The 19116-nt window shown below is 63.1% G+C and carries 18 protein-coding genes and 1 riboswitch; of the genes, 15 read left to right on the top strand and 3 right to left on the bottom strand.

Annotation, left to right across the window (positions count from 1 at the left end; genetic code table 11):
- From cobW to AC1D08_RS09210, 3 genes are all read right to left on the bottom strand, one after another.
- On the bottom strand, nt 1-1038 hold the full coding sequence (gene cobW, locus AC1D08_RS09220; protein WP_457150219.1) for a cobalamin biosynthesis protein CobW: 1038 nt from the start codon (nt 1036-1038) through the stop codon (nt 1-3).
- A 2-nt stretch (nt 1039-1040) separates the two neighbouring features.
- Complete coding sequence (locus AC1D08_RS09215) at nt 1041-1469, bottom strand: DUF1636 family protein (RefSeq protein WP_457150218.1); 429 nt, start codon at nt 1467-1469, stop codon at nt 1041-1043.
- A 39-nt stretch (nt 1470-1508) separates the two neighbouring features.
- Nucleotides 1509-1714, bottom strand: a riboswitch (cobalamin riboswitch).
- Between the two features lie 29 nt (nt 1715-1743).
- A complete protein-coding gene (locus tag AC1D08_RS09210; protein WP_457150217.1) occupies nt 1744-2943 on the bottom strand; it encodes a winged helix-turn-helix domain-containing protein in 1200 nt (399 codons plus the stop codon).
- Between the two features lie 331 nt (nt 2944-3274).
- On the opposite strand from AC1D08_RS09210, the gene AC1D08_RS09205 reads away from it, so the two are divergent.
- From AC1D08_RS09205 to nuoN, 15 genes are all read left to right on the top strand, one after another.
- On the top strand, nt 3275-3640 hold the full coding sequence (locus AC1D08_RS09205) for an NADH-quinone oxidoreductase subunit A (protein WP_095087214.1): 366 nt from the start codon (nt 3275-3277) through the stop codon (nt 3638-3640).
- On the top strand, nt 3631-4212 hold the full coding sequence (locus AC1D08_RS09200; protein ID WP_095087216.1) for a NuoB/complex I 20 kDa subunit family protein: 582 nt from the start codon (nt 3631-3633) through the stop codon (nt 4210-4212). Before AC1D08_RS09205 ends, AC1D08_RS09200 begins: the two co-directional genes overlap by 10 nt.
- Nucleotides 4213-4216: 4 nt before the next feature.
- Complete coding sequence (locus AC1D08_RS09195) at nt 4217-4822, top strand: NADH-quinone oxidoreductase subunit C (protein ID WP_095087218.1); 606 nt, start codon at nt 4217-4219, stop codon at nt 4820-4822.
- 9 nt (nt 4823-4831) lie between these two features.
- Complete coding sequence (locus AC1D08_RS09190; RefSeq protein WP_457152118.1) at nt 4832-6022, top strand: NADH-quinone oxidoreductase subunit D; 1191 nt, start codon at nt 4832-4834, stop codon at nt 6020-6022.
- Nucleotides 6023-7306, top strand: a complete 1284-nt coding sequence (locus tag AC1D08_RS09185; protein WP_457152117.1) for an NADH-quinone oxidoreductase subunit E — start codon at nt 6023-6025, stop codon at nt 7304-7306.
- A gap of 10 nt (nt 7307-7316) precedes the next feature.
- Nucleotides 7317-8621: an NADH-quinone oxidoreductase subunit NuoF gene (gene nuoF, locus AC1D08_RS09180; RefSeq protein ID WP_095087224.1), complete on the top strand. Its 1305-nt coding sequence runs from the start codon at nt 7317-7319 to the stop codon at nt 8619-8621.
- Between the two features lie 101 nt (nt 8622-8722).
- Nucleotides 8723-9421, top strand: coding sequence for an NADH-ubiquinone dehydrogenase (locus AC1D08_RS09175; RefSeq protein WP_457152116.1), 699 nt, complete (start codon nt 8723-8725; stop codon nt 9419-9421).
- A 73-nt stretch (nt 9422-9494) separates the two neighbouring features.
- Entirely contained in the window at nt 9495-11576 is a 2082-nt protein-coding gene (gene nuoG / locus AC1D08_RS09170) for an NADH-quinone oxidoreductase subunit NuoG (RefSeq protein ID WP_477422992.1), read from the top strand.
- A 2-nt stretch (nt 11577-11578) separates the two neighbouring features.
- Nucleotides 11579-12622: an NADH-quinone oxidoreductase subunit NuoH gene (gene nuoH, locus AC1D08_RS09165; protein WP_477395541.1), complete on the top strand. Its 1044-nt coding sequence runs from the start codon at nt 11579-11581 to the stop codon at nt 12620-12622.
- A complete protein-coding gene (nuoI, locus tag AC1D08_RS09160) occupies nt 12622-13113 on the top strand; it encodes an NADH-quinone oxidoreductase subunit NuoI (RefSeq protein WP_023812382.1) in 492 nt (163 codons plus the stop codon). The genes nuoH and nuoI overlap by 1 nt, the downstream gene beginning before the upstream one ends.
- Nucleotides 13114-13240: 127 nt before the next feature.
- Nucleotides 13241-13861 (top strand): NADH-quinone oxidoreductase subunit J, encoded by a 621-nt coding sequence (locus tag AC1D08_RS09155; RefSeq protein WP_095087233.1) that lies wholly within the window; start codon nt 13241-13243, stop codon nt 13859-13861.
- 1 nt (nt 13862) lies between these two features.
- Nucleotides 13863-14171, top strand: a complete 309-nt coding sequence (gene nuoK / locus AC1D08_RS09150; protein ID WP_023676620.1) for an NADH-quinone oxidoreductase subunit NuoK — start codon at nt 13863-13865, stop codon at nt 14169-14171.
- A gap of 10 nt (nt 14172-14181) precedes the next feature.
- A complete protein-coding gene (gene nuoL, locus AC1D08_RS09145) occupies nt 14182-16155 on the top strand; it encodes an NADH-quinone oxidoreductase subunit L (protein WP_095087235.1) in 1974 nt (657 codons plus the stop codon).
- Complete coding sequence (locus tag AC1D08_RS09140; protein WP_095087237.1) at nt 16155-17660, top strand: NADH-quinone oxidoreductase subunit M; 1506 nt, start codon at nt 16155-16157, stop codon at nt 17658-17660. The genes nuoL and AC1D08_RS09140 overlap by 1 nt, the downstream gene beginning before the upstream one ends.
- 19 nt (nt 17661-17679) lie before the next feature.
- The gene (gene nuoN, locus AC1D08_RS09135; protein ID WP_457153270.1) at nt 17680-19116 is read left to right on the top strand and encodes an NADH-quinone oxidoreductase subunit NuoN; all 1437 of its coding nucleotides are present in this window, start codon (nt 17680-17682) and stop codon (nt 19114-19116) included.

Raw genomic sequence — 19116 nt, 5'->3', positions numbered from 1 at the left:
TCAGCCGGCGAGTATACGCTCGATCGCCGGGCGGTTCAGCCCCTTGAGGCCGATAACGACGAGACGCGAGCGGCGGTCATCCCCGGCCGTCCAGGCGCGGTCGTAGTAGTGATTGACGCGCGGTCCCACGGCCTGCAGCAAGAGCCGCATCGGCTTGCCGCCAACCTCGACGAAGCCTTTCACGCGCAGCACGTTTTCTTCCTCGGCGGCGGTGGCGACGCGCTTTGCCAGCTCGTCGGGATTGGCGATCGAGGCAATGTCGATGACGAAAGAGTCGAAGTCGTCGTGCTCGTGGTCGAGTTCGTCGTCGTGGTGGGTCTTGCGGTTCTCGATATCGTCCTCGACGGCAAGGCCAAGACCAAGCAGCACCGACGGATCGACCTTGCCTTGCGACGTCGGCACGATCTTCACGGCGCGAGCGATGTGCTCGTTGATGATGGCGTTGGCGCGGGCGGAGCCGGCGGTGTCCATCAGGTCGCTCTTCGACAGGATGATCAGGTCGGCGCAGGCGATCTGGTCCTCGAACACCTCCTCGACCGGATCGTCGTGATCGAGCGTCTCATCCTGGGCGCGCTGTGCCTGAAGTGCGTCCATGTCATTGGCGACGCGGCCTTCGGCGAGTGCGGGACCGTCGACGACGGCGATGACGCCATCGACCGTCACGCGGCTCTTCACCGTCGGCCACTGGAAAGCCTGGACCAGTGGCTTGGGCAGAGCCAGACCCGAGGTCTCGATCAAGATGTGGTCGACCTTCGGCGTCAACGACAGGATCTGGTCGAGCGCCGGCACGAAATCGTCGGCAACGGTGCAGCAGATGCAGCCATTGGACAGTTCGACGATGTTTTCCTCCGGGCAGGTGTCGATGCCGCAGCCCTTCAGGATTTCGCCGTCGATGCCGATGTCGCCGAACTCGTTGACGATGATGGCGATCCGCTTGCCGCCGGCGTTTTCCAGGAGATGGCGGATCAGCGTCGTCTTGCCGGCGCCGAGGAAGCCGGTGACGACGGTGCAGGGGACGCGGGAGACGGAGGCAGTCATGATCAGTCCTTCAGCAGGTCGAGGGGAGGGATGCGGGCCACGAGGCCGCGCTTGAGGCTATCTGGACGGCCGCGCCACGGGATCAGGCCGTCGGTCGAGGTGGCGAAGAGTTTTGCCCCTGTGACGAGGTCGGCGCCGCTGGATGTGGTCAGGTCGCCGAAGACGTAGCTCCAGCAACCATCGCGCAGGATGGCGGCACTGAGCCGGCGCTTGCAATTGCCGAGGCATTCGACCGTGCGGACGCGGATGTCTTGGCCAGACGCGGCGTGACGCGTGTCGTCCGCGAGCAGTTCGCCGGCGCGGGGATGGGCATCGGAACCGGTTTCATCGCGACAGGAGGCACAGACGATCACGGTCACGCCGGCAAGGGCATCGCTCTCGCCGGACGAATTGTCCGCTGTGCCAGCGGAAAAACTGCTGTCGTGGTCCAAAAATTGGGCTCCTTGCCCGGAAACCCGCCGGGCGATCGGATTCTACAGTCGCAGACGGCAGGTCTCCTGGCTCGCGGGTCATCGCCTTGGGTAGCCGCCTTCCCGGGAATACCCCAGTGGCTTTCGGCCTTGGCTCGTCGCTTACAGTTGCGGGGACAGCCGCGGATTTGAAATCGGAATTTCGCACCGCATTCCCTCTTGGCTCCTCTCGTTGAAGAGAGGAGACCGTCTGGAGCGGATTTAGGCTTTTGCGGGCGGCGGTGTCAACGTGGGCTTACGACACGGTCAGGTCGGCCAGCGCCGGACCCAAATCACCGGCTGATGTCACCTCTATACGTTCAAGGCCGAGCCAGCCCTGCATCTGCTTCAATTCTTCGAAGAGTTCTGCAGCGGTTTCAGGCGGCGCGCCGGGCTCTGCGTAAGCAGCATGGACCCGCAGGACACCGGCTGGCCGGTCGGCCTTGAGGTCAACGCGCGCCACGATCCTGTCGCCGAGCAGGAACGGCAGGACGTAGTAGCCGTATTGGCGCTTTTCGGCTGGCGTGTAGATCTCGATGCGGTAGTGGAAGTCGAACAGCCGCTCGGTGCGCGACCGTTCGAAGACGACCGGATCGAACGGCGCCAGCAAAGCGCGGGCCTCGATCTTGCGTGGCAGACGGGCGTCTTTATGAAGATAGGCCGGCTTGTCCCAGCCTTCGACACGCACAGGCAGCAGTTCGCCTGTTTCGACCAGTTCCTCCAGTCGGCCCTTCATGTCGGCGGGGGACAGGCGGAAATAGTCGCGCAGGTCGCCTGATGTCGCGATGCCGTGGGCGCGGGCGGAAATGCGCAGCAATTCGCGGTGCGCGTCCTCGGCGGCGGGCACCGGCAGGTCGAGGATCGCCTGCGGCAGCACGCGTTCCGGCAGATCGTAGAACCGCTCGAAACCGCGACGGTGCGCCGTTGTGATGCGCCCGGCCCAGAACAGCCATTCGAAGGCGTGCTTGGCATGGCTCCAGCCCCACCAGCCGCCCGAGCCTTTCTGGCCTTCGAGCGCGGAAGCGGCGATCGGCCCGCGATCGGCGACCTCGCGATAGATCTGTTCGATGTAGCCAGCGTGTTCGCGGCCCCATTTGGCGAGACCGAGATACATTTCGTCGCCGCGCTCGGCTCGCTGCATGCGCCAGCGCATCAGCGGGTAGGTCTCGACCGGCAGGAAGGAGGCTTCGTGTGCCCAGTATTCGAACACCGTGCGTTTGCGCGTCACGGCGGCGTTGTCGAGCAGAGCGAAGGGGTAGGGGCCAAGGCGCGAATAGAGCGGCATATAGTGGGCGCGCACCACTGCACTGACGGAATCGATCTGCAGCAGGCCGGTGCGGGAGAGAACGCGGGCGAAATGGCGGCGGTCGGGCGTACCGGCGGGGCGGGGATCGAGAAACCCCTGGGCGGCGAGCGCGATGCGCCGGGCCATGGCAAGCGAGAACTTTTCCTTCATGCAGGCATCACTCTGAGGGTGGTTGGCCGAAGTTCTGATGGGTGATTCCGGCCCATGCTAGCAGGGTTTTGGCGGCAACCATGTCAGGAGACAAAAGTGGAGTAAAAAGCGAAGGAAATCAAACAGGAGCGGATCGGACCAGTTTCCTCGGATATGCCGTCCAGCACCGCGTTTTGAACAAGGTTTGACTTGCTTCGCTGGAAGTGCTGCGCTAACCCTCGCCGCGTTGCAGCATAGGCCCTTAAAACGGTTCAGCGGTTAAACTGTCACGCTTCCGCATTAGGGTCCGGTGCTGTAATCAACGTGGATTGGCGCCAACGGAAAGCCGAGCATGAACGCACTTCTAGGTTCATACCTGCCCATCGTCCTGTTCATCGGCGTGGCCCTGGTCGTCGGGCTGGCGCTGCTGGCCGCCCCCTTCCTGGTCGCCTACCGCAATCCCGATCCCGAAAAGCTTTCCGCCTACGAGTGCGGTTTCAACTCGTTCGACGACGCCCGCATGAAATTCGACATCCGTTTCTACCTGGTGTCGATCCTGTTCATCATCTTCGACCTGGAAGTGGCTTTCCTGTTTCCGTGGGCGGTGTCGTTCTCGAAGATCGGCATGCTCGGCTTCTGGTCGATGATGGTCTTCCTGGCGGTGCTGACCATCGGCTTTGCCTATGAATGGAAAAAAGGAGCGCTGGAATGGGATTGAACGACAGTTCCGGCACGCTCGTCGCGCCGAAGCCCAAGGGCCTGATCGATCCCAACACCGGCAGGCCGGTAGGGTCCGACGATCCTTTCTTCCTCGAGATCAACAACGAATTGGCCGACAAGGGCTTTCTCGTCACCTCGACTGAGGCGCTGATCACCTGGGCGCGCAGCGGTTCGCTGATGTTCATGACGTTCGGCCTCGCCTGCTGCGCGGTCGAGATGATCCATACTTCGATGCCGCGCTACGATTCGGAGCGGTTCGGCGTTGCGCCGCGCGCGTCTCCGCGCCAGTCCGACATCATGATCGTCGCCGGCACGCTGACTAACAAGATGGCGCCGGCGCTGCGCAAGGTCTATGACCAGATGCCGGAGCCGCGCTACGTCATCTCGATGGGCTCCTGCGCCAATGGCGGCGGCTACTACCACTATTCCTATTCGGTGGTGCGCGGCTGCGACCGCGTCGTGCCGGTCGACATCTATGTGCCCGGCTGCCCGCCGAGCGCCGAAGCGCTGCTTTACGGGATTCTTCTGTTGCAGAAGAAGATCCGCCGCACCGGCACGATCGAACGGTAAATCCATGACCGCATCCCTGAGCGAACTGTCGACCTATCTCGGCGAGAAGCTGATCGGCCGCGTGAATGACGCGGTGATCGCCTATGGCGAACTCACCGTCCATGTCGAGCCGCGCAATCTGGTCGAGGTGATGACTTTCCTGCGCGACGATGCGCGCTGCCAGTTCATCTCGATCATCGATGTCTGCGGCGCCGACTATCCGTCGCGGGCCAAGCGCTTCGACGTCGTCTATCACCTGTTGTCGCCGAAGCAGAACGTGCGCATCCGCGTCAAGGTGCAGGCCGACGAGGAGACGATGGTGCCGTCGATCACCGGCGTCTATCCCGGCGCCGACTGGTTCGAGCGCGAGACCTACGATCTCTACGGTGTGCTTTTCTCCGGGCATCCGGACCTGCGGCGACTGTTGACGGATTACGGTTTCGAAGGCCATCCGCTGCGCAAGGATTTCCCGCTGACCGGCTTCGTCGAGGTGCGCTACGACGACGAGGCCAAGCGCGTCATCTACGAGCCGGTCGAGCTCAAGCAGGAATTTCGCAATTTCGATTTTCTCTCCCCTTGGGAAGGCACGGACTACGTGCTGCCCGGGGATGAAAAAGCCAAGACGAATTGAGGCGCCAGAATGGCTGAAACCTCCGTCCGCAACTTCAACATCAATTTCGGCCCGCAACACCCCGCGGCGCACGGCGTTTTGCGCCTCGTTCTGGAGCTGGACGGCGAAGTCGTCGATCGCGTCGATCCGCATATCGGGCTGCTGCATCGCGGCACCGAAAAGCTGATCGAGGCCAAGACCTACCTGCAGGCGATACCTTATCTCGACCGGCTCGATTATTGCGCGCCGATGAACCAGGAGCATGCCTTCGCACTGGCCGTCGAGCGCCTGCTCGGCATCGATGTGCCGAAGCGCGGCCAACTGATCCGCGTGCTCTACTGCGAGATCGGCCGCATCATGTCGCACATCCTCAATGTCACGACGCAGGCGATGGATGTCGGCGCGCTGACGCCGCCGCTGTGGGGCTTCGTCGAGCGCGAAAAGCTGATGGTGTTCTATGAGCGCGCCTCCGGCTCGCGCATGCATGCGGCCTATTTCCGCCCCGGCGGCGTGCATCAGGATCTGCCGCAGAAGCTGGTCGAGGATATCGGCAAGTGGATCGATCCATTCCTGAAGTCGATCGACGACCTCGATCAGTTGCTCACCGGCAACCGAATCTTCAAGCAGCGCAATGTCGATATCGGCACGGTCTCGCTGGCCGATGCGTGGGCCTGGGGCTTTTCGGGCGTGATGGTACGTGGTTCGGGCGCGCCTTGGGACCTGCGCAAGTCGCAACCCTATGAGTGCTATTCGGAAATGGATTTCGACATTCCGATCGGCAAGAACGGCGACTGCTTCGACCGCTACCTCGTGCGCATGGAAGAAATGCGCCAGTCGGCAAAGATCATGCGCCAGTGCGTCGACCTCTTGCTCGGCAAGGAGAGCACCGGCCCGGTGTCGAACCTCGACGGCAAGGTGGTGCCGCCGAAGCGTCAGGCGATGAAGCGCTCGATGGAAGCGCTGATCCATCACTTCAAGCTCTACACCGAGGGCTACCGCGTGCCGGCCGGCGAGGTCTATGCGGCGGTCGAAGCGCCGAAAGGCGAGTTCGGCGTGTATCTCGTCTCCGACGGCTCCAACAAGCCCTACCGCTGCAAGCTGCGCGCGCCCGGTTTCGCGCATTTGCAGGCCATGGATTTCCTCTGCCGCGGCCACATGCTGGCCGACGTCACCGCCGTTCTCGGCTCCCTCGACATCGTGTTTGGTGAGGTCGATCGCTAAATGTCAGTCCGCCGTCTCGCAGAAGCCAGCGTCCAGCCAGCATCCTTCGCCTTCAACCGGGCGAACGCGGCAGCGGCGAAGCAATGGCTCAAAAAATACCCCAAGGGCCGCGAACAGTCGGCGATCATCCCCTTGCTGATGATAGCTCAGGAGCAGGAAGGCTGGGTCACCAAGGCGGCGATCGAGACGATTTCGGACATGCTCGGCATGCCCCGTATCAGGGGGCTGGAAGTCGCCACCTTCTACACGCAATACCAGCTGAGCCCGGTCGGTACCCGCGCCCACATCCAGGTTTGCGGCACCACGCCCTGCATGCTGCGCGGCTCGGAAGCGCTGATGGATGTGTGCCGCTCAAAAATCCATCACGACCAGTTCCACACCAACGACAAGGGCACCTTGTCGTGGGAAGAGGTCGAGTGCCTTGGCGCCTGCGTCAACGCGCCGATGGTGATGATCTTCAAGGATACGTTCGAGGATTTGACGCCCGAGCGGCTGGCCGAAATCATCGATCTCTATGACGCCGGCAAGGGCGCCTCGGTGACGCCCGGACCGCAGGACGGGCGCACCGGCTCGGAGCCGGCCTCCGGCCTCACGACCCTGAAAAGCGAAAAGGCGATCCTCAAGTCGACCCGCGACAGGGAAGCAAGGGAGGCAACCAAGGCCGCGAAGGCGGCGCCCGACGCGATAATCGCCACGGTCGCGCCCGCTGCCGCTCCTGTCGCACCGTCCAATGCCAGCAAGCCGAAGACCGATGCGCCTGAAACCAGCCCGGCCTTGAAGACGCCTTCAAAGACCAAGGTCGCGCCGGCTGCTGAAAAGGCGGCGAGTGTTTCGGCCCCGCCGCATTCGGCCGCCAATGCCAACAAGGCGGCCCCCGAAGTCGAGCAGGTTTCAAAGCAGCGCAACGGTCCGAAGACCAAGGCCGAGCCGGCAGCCGCCTTCAAGGCGCCGGAGGTCAAGGCCCCAGCCGCGAAGGCTGACAAGCTGGCCAAGCCGTCGCTCGAGGACAAGAACCGCCCGGCCGGCATCGACAGGCCGGCGCTGGTCGACGATCTCAAGTTGATCTCTGGTGTCGGCCCGAAGATCGAGGGCGTCCTGCATTCCCTGGGCATTTTCACCTTCGCGCAGGTTGCTTCCTGGAAGAAGGCCGAGCGCGAGTGGGTGGACGGTTATCTCGCTTTCCACGGCCGCATCGATCGCGACGACTGGGTCAAGCAGGCCAAGGCGCTCGCCAAGGGTGGCGTCGCCGAATACATCCGCGTCTTCGGCAAGAAACCGGTCTGAGGGACGAAAAATGCTTCAGGACAAAGACCGCATCTTCAACAACATCTACGGCCTCTTCGACAAGTCGCTGGCCGGCGCGATGGCGCGTGGCGCCTGGGACAACACGCCCGGCATCGTCGCCAAGGGGCGCGAGTGGATCGTCAACGAGATGAAGGCATCCGGCCTGCGCGGACGCGGCGGCGCCGGCTTCCCGACAGGCCTGAAATGGTCGTTCATGCCCAAGCAGAGCGACGGCCGGCCGAGCTACCTCGTCATCAATGCCGACGAATCCGAGCCCGGCACCTGCAAGGATCGCGACATCCTGCGCAATGACCCGCACACGCTGGTCGAGGGCGCGCTGCTTGCAGGCTTCGCCATGGGTGCGATTGCCGCCTACATCTATGTTCGCGGCGAGTTCATCCGCGAGCGCGAGGCGCTGCAGCGGGCGATCGACGAGGCCTACGAAGCCAAGCTGATCGGCAAGAACAACACGTCCGGCTACGACTTCGACATCTACATGCACCATGGCGCCGGCGCCTATATCTGCGGCGAGGAGACGGCGCTGCTCGAAAGCCTCGAAGGCAAGAAGGGCCAGCCGCGGCTGAAGCCGCCATTTCCGGCCAATGTCGGCTTGTATGGTTGCCCGACAACCGTGAACAATGTCGAATCCATCGCCGTTGCGCCGACCATCCTGCGCCGCGGTGCTGCCTGGTTCTCGTCCTTCGGCCGGCCCAACAATGTCGGCACCAAGCTGTTTTGCGTCTCCGGCCACGTCAACAACCCGTGCACCGTCGAAGAGGCGATGTCGATCCCGTTCCGCGAGCTGATCGAGACGCATTGCGGCGGCATTCGCGGCGGCTGGGACAATCTCCTGGCGGTCATTCCGGGCGGCGCTTCGGTGCCGCTGGTGCCGGCAGAGCAGATCATCGATACGCCGATGGATTTCGACGCGTTGCGCGACCTCAAATCCGGCCTCGGCACGGCGGCTGTCATCGTCATGGACAAGTCGACCGATATCGTGAAGGCGATCGCGCGGCTTTCCTACTTCTACAAGCACGAGAGCTGCGGCCAGTGTACGCCGTGCCGTGAAGGCACCGGCTGGATGTGGCGGGTGATGGAACGGCTGGTGCGCGGCGAAGCGCAGAAGCGCGAGATCGACATGCTGCTCGACGTCACCAAGCAGGTCGAGGGCCACACGATCTGCGCGCTGGGCGACGCGGCGGCATGGCCGATCCAGGGTCTGATGCGGCATTTCCGCGGCGAGGTGGAACGCCGCATCGACGAGTTTTCGCGCAATGCGCACCGGGCCGAGCCGGTGATGGTGGCGGCGGAATAGAGAAATTGTGAATTCGGGCGAAAGCCCGAAGCGGAATGCGGGCAAGTGCCCGATTTGAGACAACCGGGGCGGGCGAACGAAGAAACGACCAGGAGATATCTATGGCGCCGTATTCGACACCCTACTCATTGATGCCCAATTTGGACCAGTTCGAGAAGATGAACCAGGATCTGACCAGGATGATGCCGAAGGAGATGGCGAGCGCCGTCAACCTTCTCGCGCATCCTGTGGCGGGTGCCGCGGCGATGTCGGCGCTCGGTATCGGGCTGGCGAACCACGCCTTCGGCGTCTGGCTGGGCGCGCTCTCGGGGGCTGCCGAAGCCTCGCAACGGCTGCTGCAGCCGATCGTCGATGATTTCGAGGCGCGCACCGAGCGCTTCCCGGAGACGGAAAAGAGCGCCTCCAAGGCCGCTCGCGCGGCGACCAAGACCTTGATCGCCGAAGCGCAATCCTTCGCGCAGGACGTGACTGACATGGTTGCCAGGGAGGCAGCCGACGCAGTGCCGGTCGCCGATGGCGGCCCAGCAGCAGGCCCGGCTCCGGCCGGGTTGATGCCGGAGGATTTCAGGCAGCCGAAGGCTATGGACAAGCCGGCGGAGCCGTCGGACCTCAAAGCGATATCGGGCATCGGTCCGAAGCTGGAGAAGGTTCTCAATGGCCTGGGTATCTGGACATATGCCCAGATCGCCGCATGGGTGCCGGAAGAGGTTGCCTGGGTCGAGGATTATTTGTCGCTCACCGGCCGTATCGTCCGTGACGATTGGACTGCCCAGGCGTCGGCACTCGCCGTCGGGAAATGAATGAAATGCCGGGTGCGGTTTCGACCGTGCCCGGGACAAGAGATTGCGGGAAATCCGCAGGGGTTTGAGGCGAATGGCAAAGCTCAAGGTCGACGGGAAAGAGATCACTGTACCCGACCACTACACGCTGCTGCAGGCGGCGGAAGACGCTGGCGCGGAAGTGCCGCGTTTCTGCTTCCATGAGCGGCTGTCGATCGCCGGCAATTGCCGCATGTGCCTGATCGAGGTGAAGGGCGGGCCGCCCAAGCCGCAAGCCTCCTGCGCCATGGGCGTGCGCGACCTGCGCCCCGGCCCGAATGGCGAGGCGCCGGAAATCTTCACCAACACGCCGATGGTCAAGAAGGCCCGCGAGGGCGTGATGGAATTCCTGCTGATCAACCATCCGCTGGATTGCCCGATCTGCGACCAGGGCGGCGAATGCGACCTGCAGGACCAGGCGATGGCCTTCGGCGTCGATTCCTCGCGCTATCACGAGAACAAGCGCGCGGTCGAAGACAAGTATATCGGCCCGCTTGTCAAGACGGTGATGAACCGCTGCATCCATTGCACGCGCTGCGTCCGCTTCACCACCGAAGTCGCCGGTATTTCCGAACTCGGCCTGATCGGTCGCGGCGAGGACGCCGAGATCACCACCTATCTCGAACAGGCGATGACCTCGGAGCTGCAGGGCAATGTCATCGACCTTTGCCCGGTCGGCGCGCTGACTTCGAAGCCGTTCGCCTTCCAGGCGCGGCCGTGGGAACTGACCAAGACCGAATCCATCGACGTGATGGACGCCGTCGGCTCGGCGATCCGCGTCGACAGCCGCGGCCGCGAAGTGATGCGCATCCTGCCGCGCGTCAACGAGCAGGTGAACGAGGAGTGGATCTCCGACAAGACCCGCTTCATCTGGGACGGTCTGCGCACGCAGCGCCTCGACCGCCCCTATGTGCGCAAGGATGGCAGGCTGGCACCGGCAAGCTGGGCCGAGGCCTTTGCCGCGATCAAGGATGCGGTGTCGAAGACAACACCAGAAAAGATCGGCGCCATTGCAGGCGATCTCGCCGCGGTCGAGGAAATCTACGCGCTGAAGCTGCTGATGGCTTCGCTCGGTTCGAAGAACACCGACTGCCGTCAGGACGGCGCCGCACTCGATCCGGCGCTCGGCCGGGCCAGCTATATCTTCAACCCGACCATCGAGGGCATCGAGCAGGCCGACGCGGTGCTGATCATCGGCGCAAATCCGCGCTATGAAGCCTCGGTGCTCAACGCCCGCATCCGCAAGCGCTGGCGGATCGGCAATCTGCCGGTCGGCGTCATCGGCGATGTCGGCGACACGCGCTACGACTATGAACAACTGGGCGCCGGACCGGATTTGCTGAAGGATCTGGCTGACGGAAACGGCAAGTTCTTCCAGACGCTGAAGAAGGCGACGCATCCGCTGATCATCGTCGGCCAGGGCGCGCTGGCGCGCGCCGATGGTGCGGCCGTGCTCGGCCAGGCGGCAAAGCTCGCCGCCGCCGTCAACGCCGCCAGGGCGGACTGGAACGGCTTTGCAGTGCTGCACAATGCGGCCGGTCGCGTCGGCGGCCTCGATCTCGGCTTCGTGCCGGGCGAGGGCGGCAAGAACGTCGCCGGTATGCTGGGCGAGATGGAACTGCTGTTCCTGCTTGGCGCCGACGAGATCGATATGGCCAAGACCGGCGGCGCCTTCGTCGTCTATATCGGCACGCATGGCGACCAGGGCGCGCACCGTGCCAATGCCATCCTGCCGGCGGCAGCCTACACCGAAAAGTCGGCCACCTATGTCAACACCGAAGGCCGCGTGCAGCAGACCAACCGCGCCGGCTTCGCGCCGGGCGATGCGCGCGAGGACTGGGCGATCCTGCGGGCGCTGTCGGATGTACTGGGCAAGAAGCTGCCGTTCGATTCGCTGCCGCAGCTGCGTGCGAAGCTCTATGGCGAATTCCCGCATCTGGCCCGCATCGACCAGGTCGCGGCCGGCAATGCCGAGGACATCGCCAAGGTGGCGAAGCTCGGCGGGCGGCTGAACAAGGGCACCTTCACCTCGCCGGTCGCGGACTTCTACCTGACCAACCCGATCGCGCGGGCATCGGCCGTGATGGCGGAATGCTCGGCACTGGCCAAGAGCGGCTTCAAGCAGGCGGCGGAATAAGCATGGACACTTTCTTCTCCTTCTACGTGCTGCCGGCGCTGCTGATCCTTCTCAAGTCGGTCGTGCTGATCGTCGTGCTTTTGATCTTCGTCGCCTACATCCTCTACGCCGACCGCAAGATCTGGGCGGCGGTGCAGCTGCGCCGCGGCCCGAACGTGGTCGGCCCGTGGGGAACGCTGCAGGCCTTCGCCGATCTTTTGAAGTTCGTCTTCAAGGAACCGGTCATCCCGTCCGGCGCCAACAAGGGCGTTTTTCTCCTGGCGCCGCTGGTTTCTGCCGTGCTGGCGATCTCGGCCTGGGCGGTCATTCCGGTCAACCAGGGCTGGGCGATCGCCAACGTCAATGTCGGCATCCTCTATGTCTTCGCGATCTCCTCGCTCGAGGTCTATGGCGTGATCATGGGCGGCTGGGCGTCCAACTCGAAATATCCGTTCCTCGGCGCGCTACGTTCGGCCGCACAGATGGTGTCCTATGAAGTCTCGATCGGCTTTGTCATCGTCACCGTGCTTTTATGCGCCGGTTCGCTCAACCTGTCCGACATCGTGATGTCGCAGCAGGATGGGCTGGGCACCAAGCTCGGCCTGCCCAACACCTTCCTCGACTGGCACTGGCTGTCGCTGTTCCCGATGTTCGTCATTTTCTTCATCTCGGCGCTGGCCGAGACGAACCGGCCGCCCTTCGACCTGGTGGAAGCCGAATCGGAACTGGTCGCCGGCCACATGGTCGAATATTCGTCGACGCCGTTCCTGCTGTTCTTCCTCGGTGAGTATGTCGCCATCGTGCTGATGTGCGCGCTGGCCACCATCCTGTTCCTCGGTGGCTGGCTGCCGCCCTTCGACTTCGCGCCGTTCACCTGGGTGCCGGGCGTCATCTGGTTCGTGCTAAAGGTCTGCTTTGTGTTCTTCGGCATCTCCATGGTGAAGGCCTTCGTCCCGCGCTACCGCTACGACCAGCTGATGCGGCTCGGCTGGAAGGTGTTCCTGCCGATCTCGCTGTTCATGGTGGTCGCCACCGCCGCCTTCCTCAAGATCACGGGGTTTGCGTGATGTCCGCTCTGTCCCAAGCCGCAAAATCGCTGCTGCTGCAGGATTTCGTCAGCGCCTTCTTCCTGTCGATGCGCCAGTTCTTCGCACCGAAGGAGACGATCAACTATCCGCACGAGAAGGGGCCGACCAGCCCGCGCTTTCGTGGCGAGCATGCGCTGCGCCGCTATCCCAACGGCGAGGAGCGCTGCATTGCGTGCAAGCTCTGCGAGGCGATCTGCCCGGCGCAGGCGATCACCATCGAAGCCGGCCCGCGCCGCAATGACGGCACGCGCCGCACGGTGCGTTACGACATCGACATGGTGAAGTGCATCTATTGCGGCTTCTGCCAGGAAGCCTGCCCGGTCGACGCCATCGTCGAGGGGCCCAATTTCGAATTCGCTACGGAGACGCGCGAAGAGCTCTACTACGACAAGGACAAGCTTTTGGCGAATGGCGACCGGTGGGAGCGCGAACTGGCGCGCAACATCTCGCTGGACTCGCCGTATCGCTGATATTTGACGCATGGACGGGGCGAGGGGCCTCGTCTAAGGACAACGCGACTTGGGAACCGGAGGCGGTACCAAGCCACAGAAGCGGACATGGCGAGAGCCGGTCCGGACAGGAACCCGGGGGAACCCCATGCTGAGTGGACTAGAGGCGGCCTTTTTCTACCTCTTCGCCTTTGTCGCGGTGGCGTCGGCGTTCATGGTCATTTCGTCGCGCAACCCCGTGCATTCGGTGCTGTTCCTGATCTTGACCTTCTTCAACGCGGCCGGCCTGTTCATGCTGACCGGCGCCGAGTTCCTGGCGATGATCCTGCTCGTCGTCTATGTCGGCGCGGTCATGGTGCTGTTCCTGTTCGTCGTCATGATGCTCGACGTCGATTTCGCGGAGATGAAGGAAGGCGCGCTGCAGTATGCGCCGATCGGCGCGCTGGTCGGGCTGATCCTGGCGGCGGAGCTGATCGTCGTGCTGGGCGGTTACACATTCGCACCGCAGCTCGCCTCGACGGTGTCCAAGCCAATTCCGGACCTCGCCACGCGCTCGAATACGGCAGCACTCGGCGACATCCTCTATACGGACTACCTCTACTACTTCCAGATCGCCGGCCTCGTGCTCTTGGTCGCCATGATCGGCGCCATTGTCTTGACGCTGCGCCACAAGGAAGGGGTCAAGCGGCAGTCGATCGCAGCCCAGGTCGGCCGCACCGCGGCGACCGGCATGGAAATCCGCAAGGTCAAGTCGGGCGAAGGAGTCTGAGATGGTCGTCGGCATCGCACATTATCTGACCGTATCGGCGATCCTGTTCACGCTCGGCGTGTTCGGCATCTTTTTGAACCGTCGGAACGTCATCGTCATCCTGATGTCGATCGAGCTGATCCTGCTCGCGGTCAACATCAACTTCGTCGCTTTCTCGGCGGCACTTGGCGATCTGGTCGGCCAGGTGTTCGCGCTGTTCGTGCTGACGGTCGCGGCGGCCGAGGCTGCCATCGGACTTGCCATTCTCGTCGTCTTCTTCCGCAACCGCGGCTCGATCGCGGTCGAAGACGTGAACATGATGAAGGGTTGACGGATCCACCATGTACCAGGCCATCGTCTTCCTTCCCCTGCTCGGCTTCCTGATCGTCGGCCTGTTCGGCACGTCGCTCGGCGCCAAGGCATCCGAATACATCACCTCAGGCTTCCTGGTGATCGCGGCGGTGCTGTCGTGGGTTGCGTTCTTCAGCGTCGGCTTCGGCCATGGCGAAGTGTTCACCGTGCCGGTGCTGCGCTGGATCCAGTCGGGCGGATTGGAAGCGTCCTGGGCACTCCGGATCGACACGCTGACAGTGGTGATGCTGGTGGTGGTCAACACTGTGTCGGCGCTGGTCCACATCTATTCGATCGGCTACATGCACCACGATCCGAACCGGCCGCGCTTCTTCGCCTATCTGTCGCTGTTCACCTTTGCCATGCTGATGCTGGTGACGGCCGACAATCTGGTGCAGATGTTCTTCGGCTGGGAAGGGGTGGGTCTCGCGTCCTACCTGCTGATCGGCTTCTGGTACAAGAAGCCGTCGGCCAACGCCGCCGCGATCAAGGCCTTCGTCGTCAACCGAGTCGGCGATTTCGGCTTCGCGCTCGGCATTTTCGGTCTGTTCGTGCTGTTCGGTTCGGTCAATCTGGGCACCATCTTCGCCAATGCGGCGACGTTCATTCCCGCTGAAGGCGCGCCGCAAGGTGCCGCCGTGCTGACCTTCCTCGGGCACGCGCTCGACAAGCAGTCGGCAATGACGATTGTCTGCCTGCTGCTGTTCATGGGCGCCATGGGCAAGTCGGCGCAGGTGCCGCTGCACACCTGGCTGCCGGACGCCATGGAAGGCCCGACGCCGGTCTCCGCACTCATCCACGCCGCCACCATGGTGACGGCGGGCGTGTTCATGCTGGCGCGGTTGTCGCCGCTGTTCGAACTGTCGCATTCGGCGCTGACGGTCGTGACCTTCATCGGCGCCTTCACCGCCTTCTTCGCGGCGACCGTCGGCCTCGTCCAGAACGACATCAAGCGCGTCATCGCCTATTCGACCTGTTCGCAGCTCGGCTACATGTTCGTGGCGCTCGGCGTCGGCGCCTACGGTGCCGCGATCTTCCACCTCTTCACGCATGCCTTCTTCAAGGCGCTGCTGTTCCTCGGCTCGGGCTCGGTCATCCACGCCGTCTCCGACGAGCAGGACATGCGCAACATGGGCGGCCTGCGCAAGCTGATCCCCACCACCTACTGGATGATGGTGATCGGCACGCTGGCGCTGACCGGTGTCGGCATTCCGGTGACGGTCATCGGCACCGCCGGCTTCTTCTCCAAGGACGCCATCATCGAAAGCGCCTTTGCTGGCCACAATTCGGTTGCCGGCCTCGCCTTTGTGCTTTTGGTCATCGCCGCCTGCTTCACCTCCTTCTATTCCTGGCGGCTGATCTTCATGACCTTCCATGGCGAGCCGCGGGCGAGCCATGAGGTGATGCACCACGTCCATGAATCGCCGCCGGTGATGCTGGTGCCGCTGTTCATCCTGGCCGCTGGCGCGCTGTTCGCCGGCATCATCTTCCACGGCGCCTTCATCGGCGAGGGCTATGCCGAATTCTGGAAGGCATCGCTGTTCACACTGCCGGACAACCACATCCTGCACGAAATCCACGAACTGCCGCTGTGGGTCGAGCTCTCGCCCTTCATCGCTATGCTGATCGGCTTAGCGCTGGCCTGGAAGTTCTACATCCGCTCGCCGGAATTGCCGCGAAGCGTCGCCGCCAACCACCGCTTGCTCTACGCCTTCCTGCTCAACAAGTGGTATTTCGACGAGCTGTACGACTTCCTGTTCGTGCGGCCAGCCAAGCGGCTCGGTCGTTTCCTGTGGAAGACCGGCGACGGCACCATCATCGACGGTCTTGGTCCTGACGGCATCTCGGCGCGCGTCATCGATGTCACCGACCGCGTCGTCAAGCTGCAGACCGGCTACCTCTACCACTATGCCTTCGCCATGCTGATCGGCGTTGCCGCACTCGTCACCTGGATGATGCTCTGATGACCGCTTGGCCAATCCTCTCGCTGGTCACCTTCCTGCCGCTGGTTGGTGTGCTGCTCATCCTGTTCATCAATGATGACAGTGAAAACGCGCGCCGCAACATCCGCGCCATCGCGCTGTTGACGACGACGTTCACGTTCATCATCTCGCTGTTCATCTGGACCGGCTTCGACAATTCGCAAGCGGGCTTCCAGTTCGTCGAGAAGGTTGCCTGGCTCGACTCCGGCATCTCCTACCATATGGGCGTCGACGGCATTTCAATGCTGTTCGTCATCCTGACGACATTCCTGATGCCGCTCTGCATCCTGGCCTCGTGGGAAGCGATCGAGAAGCGCGTCAAGGCCTACATGATCGCCTTCCTGCTGCTCGAAACGCTGATGATCGGCGTGTTCTGCGCGCTGGACATCGTGCTGTTCTACGTCTTCTTCGAGGCTGGCCTGATCCCGATGTTCATCATCATCGGCGTCTGGGGCGGCAAGCGGCGCGTCTATGCCTCGTTCAAGTTCTTCCTCTACACGCTGGCCGGCTCGGTGCTGATGCTGCTCGCCATCATGGCGATGTTCTATCAGTCCGGCACGACCGACATCCCGACGCTTTTGACGCACAATTTCCCGGCCAACATGCAGACCTGGTTGTGGCTCGCCTTCTTCGCCTCCTTCGCGGTGAAGATGCCGATGTGGCCGGTGCACACCTGGCTGCCTGACGCGCATGTCGAAGCGCCGACAGCGGGCTCGGTGATCCTGGCCGCAATCCTGCTCAAGATGGGCGGGTACGGCTTCCTGCGCTTCTCGCTGCCGATGTTCCCGCTGGCGTCGGAAATGTTCGCGCCGCTGGTGTTCACGCTGTCGGTCGTCGCCATCATCTACACCTCGCTGGTGGCGCTGATGCAGGAGGACATGAAGAAGCTGATCGCCTATTCCTCGGTCGCCCATATGGGCTTCGTGACCATGGGCATCTTCGCCATGAACCAGGAAGGCGTGCAGGGCGCGATCTTCCAGATGCTCAGCCACGGCCTTGTCTCGGGCGCGCTGTTCCTGTGCGTCGGCGTTATCTACGACCGCATGCACACGCGCGAGATCGACGCCTATGGCGGGCTGGTCAACAACATGCCGAAATACGCCACCGTGTTCATGGTCTTCACCATGGCCAATGTCGGCCTGCCCGGCACCAGCGGCTTCGTCGGCGAGTTCCTGACCATGCTCGGCGTCTTCCGGGTCAACACCTGGGTGGCGTTCTTCGCAGCCACCGGCGTCATCCTGTCGGCAGCCTATGCGCTGTGGCTCTATCGCCGGGTGATTTTCGGCGCGCTGACCAAGGACAGCCTGAAGGGCCTGCTCGATCTGTCGCCGCGCGAGAAGGTGATCATCTACCCGCTGGTCGTGCTGGTCATATTCTTCGGCGTCTATCCGGCGCCCGTCTTCGACGCGACGGCCCAATCGGTCAAGTCGCTCGTCACCAATGTCACTGCATCCATCGGCGCCGCGCAGACCGCGGCGGCGAATTAACCCAAGGGTTTTGCGAACCATGACGCCGGACCTTCTCTCCAGCCTGTCGCTGTCGACGCCAGAGCTGATCCTCGCCATCGGCGCGCTGGCGCTGCTGATGGTCGGCGCCTATTCGCGCGCCAACACCGCCAATACGGTGACCGGCCTCGCAGTCGCCGTGCTGGTGTTATCAGGCGCCTGGCTGGTCTTCCGCACGGGGCAGGGCAGCGCCTATGGCAATGCCTTCATCCAGGATTCCTTCGCCCACTTCATGAAGGTGCTGGCGCTGATCGGCTCGGCGGTGACGCTGGTGATGTCGATGCGCTTTGCCAAAGCGGAGCATTTCGACAAATTCGAATATCCGGTGCTGATCCTGCTTTGCACGCTCGGCATGATGCTGATGATCTCGGCCAACAGCATGATCGGGCTCTATCTCGGCCTCGAACTGCAATCGCTGGCGATCTACGTGCTGGCGGCGATCAACCGTGACAATCTGCGTTCGACCGAGGCCGGCCTGAAGTATTTCGTCCTCGGCGCACTGTCGTCGGGCATGCTCCTCTATGGCATCAGCCTGGTCTACGGCTACACCGGCAACACCGGCTTCCAGGAGATCGCCACGGCGTTGGGCAGCGGCGAGCGCCAGCTTGGCCTGGTTTTCGGTCTGGTCTTCGTGTTGGCCGGCCTTGCCTTCAAGATCTCGGCGGTGCCGTTCCACATGTGGACGCCCGACGTCTATGAAGGCGCGCCGACGCCGGTGACGGCCTTCCTGGCGGCCGCTCCCAAGATGGCGGCGATGGCGCTGATGGTGCGCGTCACCATGGGCGCGTTCAAGCCGATCGCCTCGGACTGGCAGCAGATCATCGTCTTCATCTCGATCGCCTCGATGGCGCTCGGCGCCTTCGCGGCGATCGGCCAGACCAACATCAAGCGACTGATGGCCTATTCCTCGATCGGCCACATGGGCTACGCGCTGGTCGGCCTTGCCGCCAACAGCCAGGCGGGCGTGCGTGGCGTCGCCATCTACATGCTGATCTACCTGGTGATGACGCTCGGCACCTTCGCCTTCATCCTCGCCATGCGGCGCAAGGAAGGCAATGTCGAGTTGATCAGCGACCTGGCCGGTCTGTCGTCGACCAACCCGATCATGGCGACGATCCTGACCATCCTGATGTTCTCGCTGGCCGGCATTCCGCCGCTCGCCGGCTTCTGGGGGAAATGGTACGTCTTCCTCGCCGCCATCAACGCCAACCTCTACGCGCTGGCGATCATCGGCGTGCTGGCCTCGGTGGTGGGTGCTTATTATTATCTGCGCATCATCAAGATCATGTGGTTCGATGAGCCGGTTGGCGGCTTTGTGCCGATGGCGAGTGAACTGCGCCTGGTGCTCGGCGTCAGTGGCGCCTTCGTGCTGTTCTACGTGCTGATCGGCGGGCCGATCGGCACCTATGCCGAAGCCGCTGCCAAGACATTTTTCTAA

The organism is Mesorhizobium sp. P2_E6, assembly GCF_056403835.1.
The sequence above is the reverse complement of the archived record's forward strand: the minus strand, read 5'-3'. Positions and strand labels throughout refer to the sequence as shown.

Excerpts from the sequence above, each read along its gene's own strand:
- AC1D08_RS09195 (WP_095087218.1), top strand. The coding sequence starts at position 4,217 with ATGACCGCATCCCTGAGCGAACTGTCGACCTATCTCGGCGAGAAGCTG.
- nuoF (WP_095087224.1), top strand. The coding sequence starts at position 7,317 with ATGCTTCAGGACAAAGACCGCATCTTCAACAACATCTACGGCCTCTTC.
- cobW (WP_457150219.1), bottom strand. The coding sequence starts at position 1,038 with ATGACTGCCTCCGTCTCCCGCGTCCCCTGCACCGTCGTCACCGGCTTC.
- AC1D08_RS09175 (WP_457152116.1), top strand. The coding sequence starts at position 8,723 with ATGGCGCCGTATTCGACACCCTACTCATTGATGCCCAATTTGGACCAG.
- AC1D08_RS09200 (WP_095087216.1), top strand. The coding sequence starts at position 3,631 with ATGGGATTGAACGACAGTTCCGGCACGCTCGTCGCGCCGAAGCCCAAG.
- AC1D08_RS09185 (WP_457152117.1), top strand. The coding sequence starts at position 6,023 with ATGTCAGTCCGCCGTCTCGCAGAAGCCAGCGTCCAGCCAGCATCCTTC.
- AC1D08_RS09210 (WP_457150217.1), bottom strand. The coding sequence starts at position 2,943 with ATGAAGGAAAAGTTCTCGCTTGCCATGGCCCGGCGCATCGCGCTCGCC.
- AC1D08_RS09140 (WP_095087237.1), top strand. The coding sequence starts at position 16,155 with ATGACCGCTTGGCCAATCCTCTCGCTGGTCACCTTCCTGCCGCTGGTT.
- nuoK (WP_023676620.1), top strand. The coding sequence starts at position 13,863 with ATGGTCGTCGGCATCGCACATTATCTGACCGTATCGGCGATCCTGTTC.
- nuoH (WP_477395541.1), top strand. The coding sequence starts at position 11,579 with ATGGACACTTTCTTCTCCTTCTACGTGCTGCCGGCGCTGCTGATCCTT.
- AC1D08_RS09190 (WP_457152118.1), top strand. The coding sequence starts at position 4,832 with ATGGCTGAAACCTCCGTCCGCAACTTCAACATCAATTTCGGCCCGCAA.
- nuoL (WP_095087235.1), top strand. The coding sequence starts at position 14,182 with ATGTACCAGGCCATCGTCTTCCTTCCCCTGCTCGGCTTCCTGATCGTC.
- AC1D08_RS09205 (WP_095087214.1), top strand. The coding sequence starts at position 3,275 with ATGAACGCACTTCTAGGTTCATACCTGCCCATCGTCCTGTTCATCGGC.
- nuoG (WP_477422992.1), top strand. The coding sequence starts at position 9,495 with ATGGCAAAGCTCAAGGTCGACGGGAAAGAGATCACTGTACCCGACCAC.
- nuoN (WP_457153270.1), top strand. The coding sequence starts at position 17,680 with ATGACGCCGGACCTTCTCTCCAGCCTGTCGCTGTCGACGCCAGAGCTG.
- nuoI (WP_023812382.1), top strand. The coding sequence starts at position 12,622 with ATGTCCGCTCTGTCCCAAGCCGCAAAATCGCTGCTGCTGCAGGATTTC.
- AC1D08_RS09155 (WP_095087233.1), top strand. The coding sequence starts at position 13,241 with ATGCTGAGTGGACTAGAGGCGGCCTTTTTCTACCTCTTCGCCTTTGTC.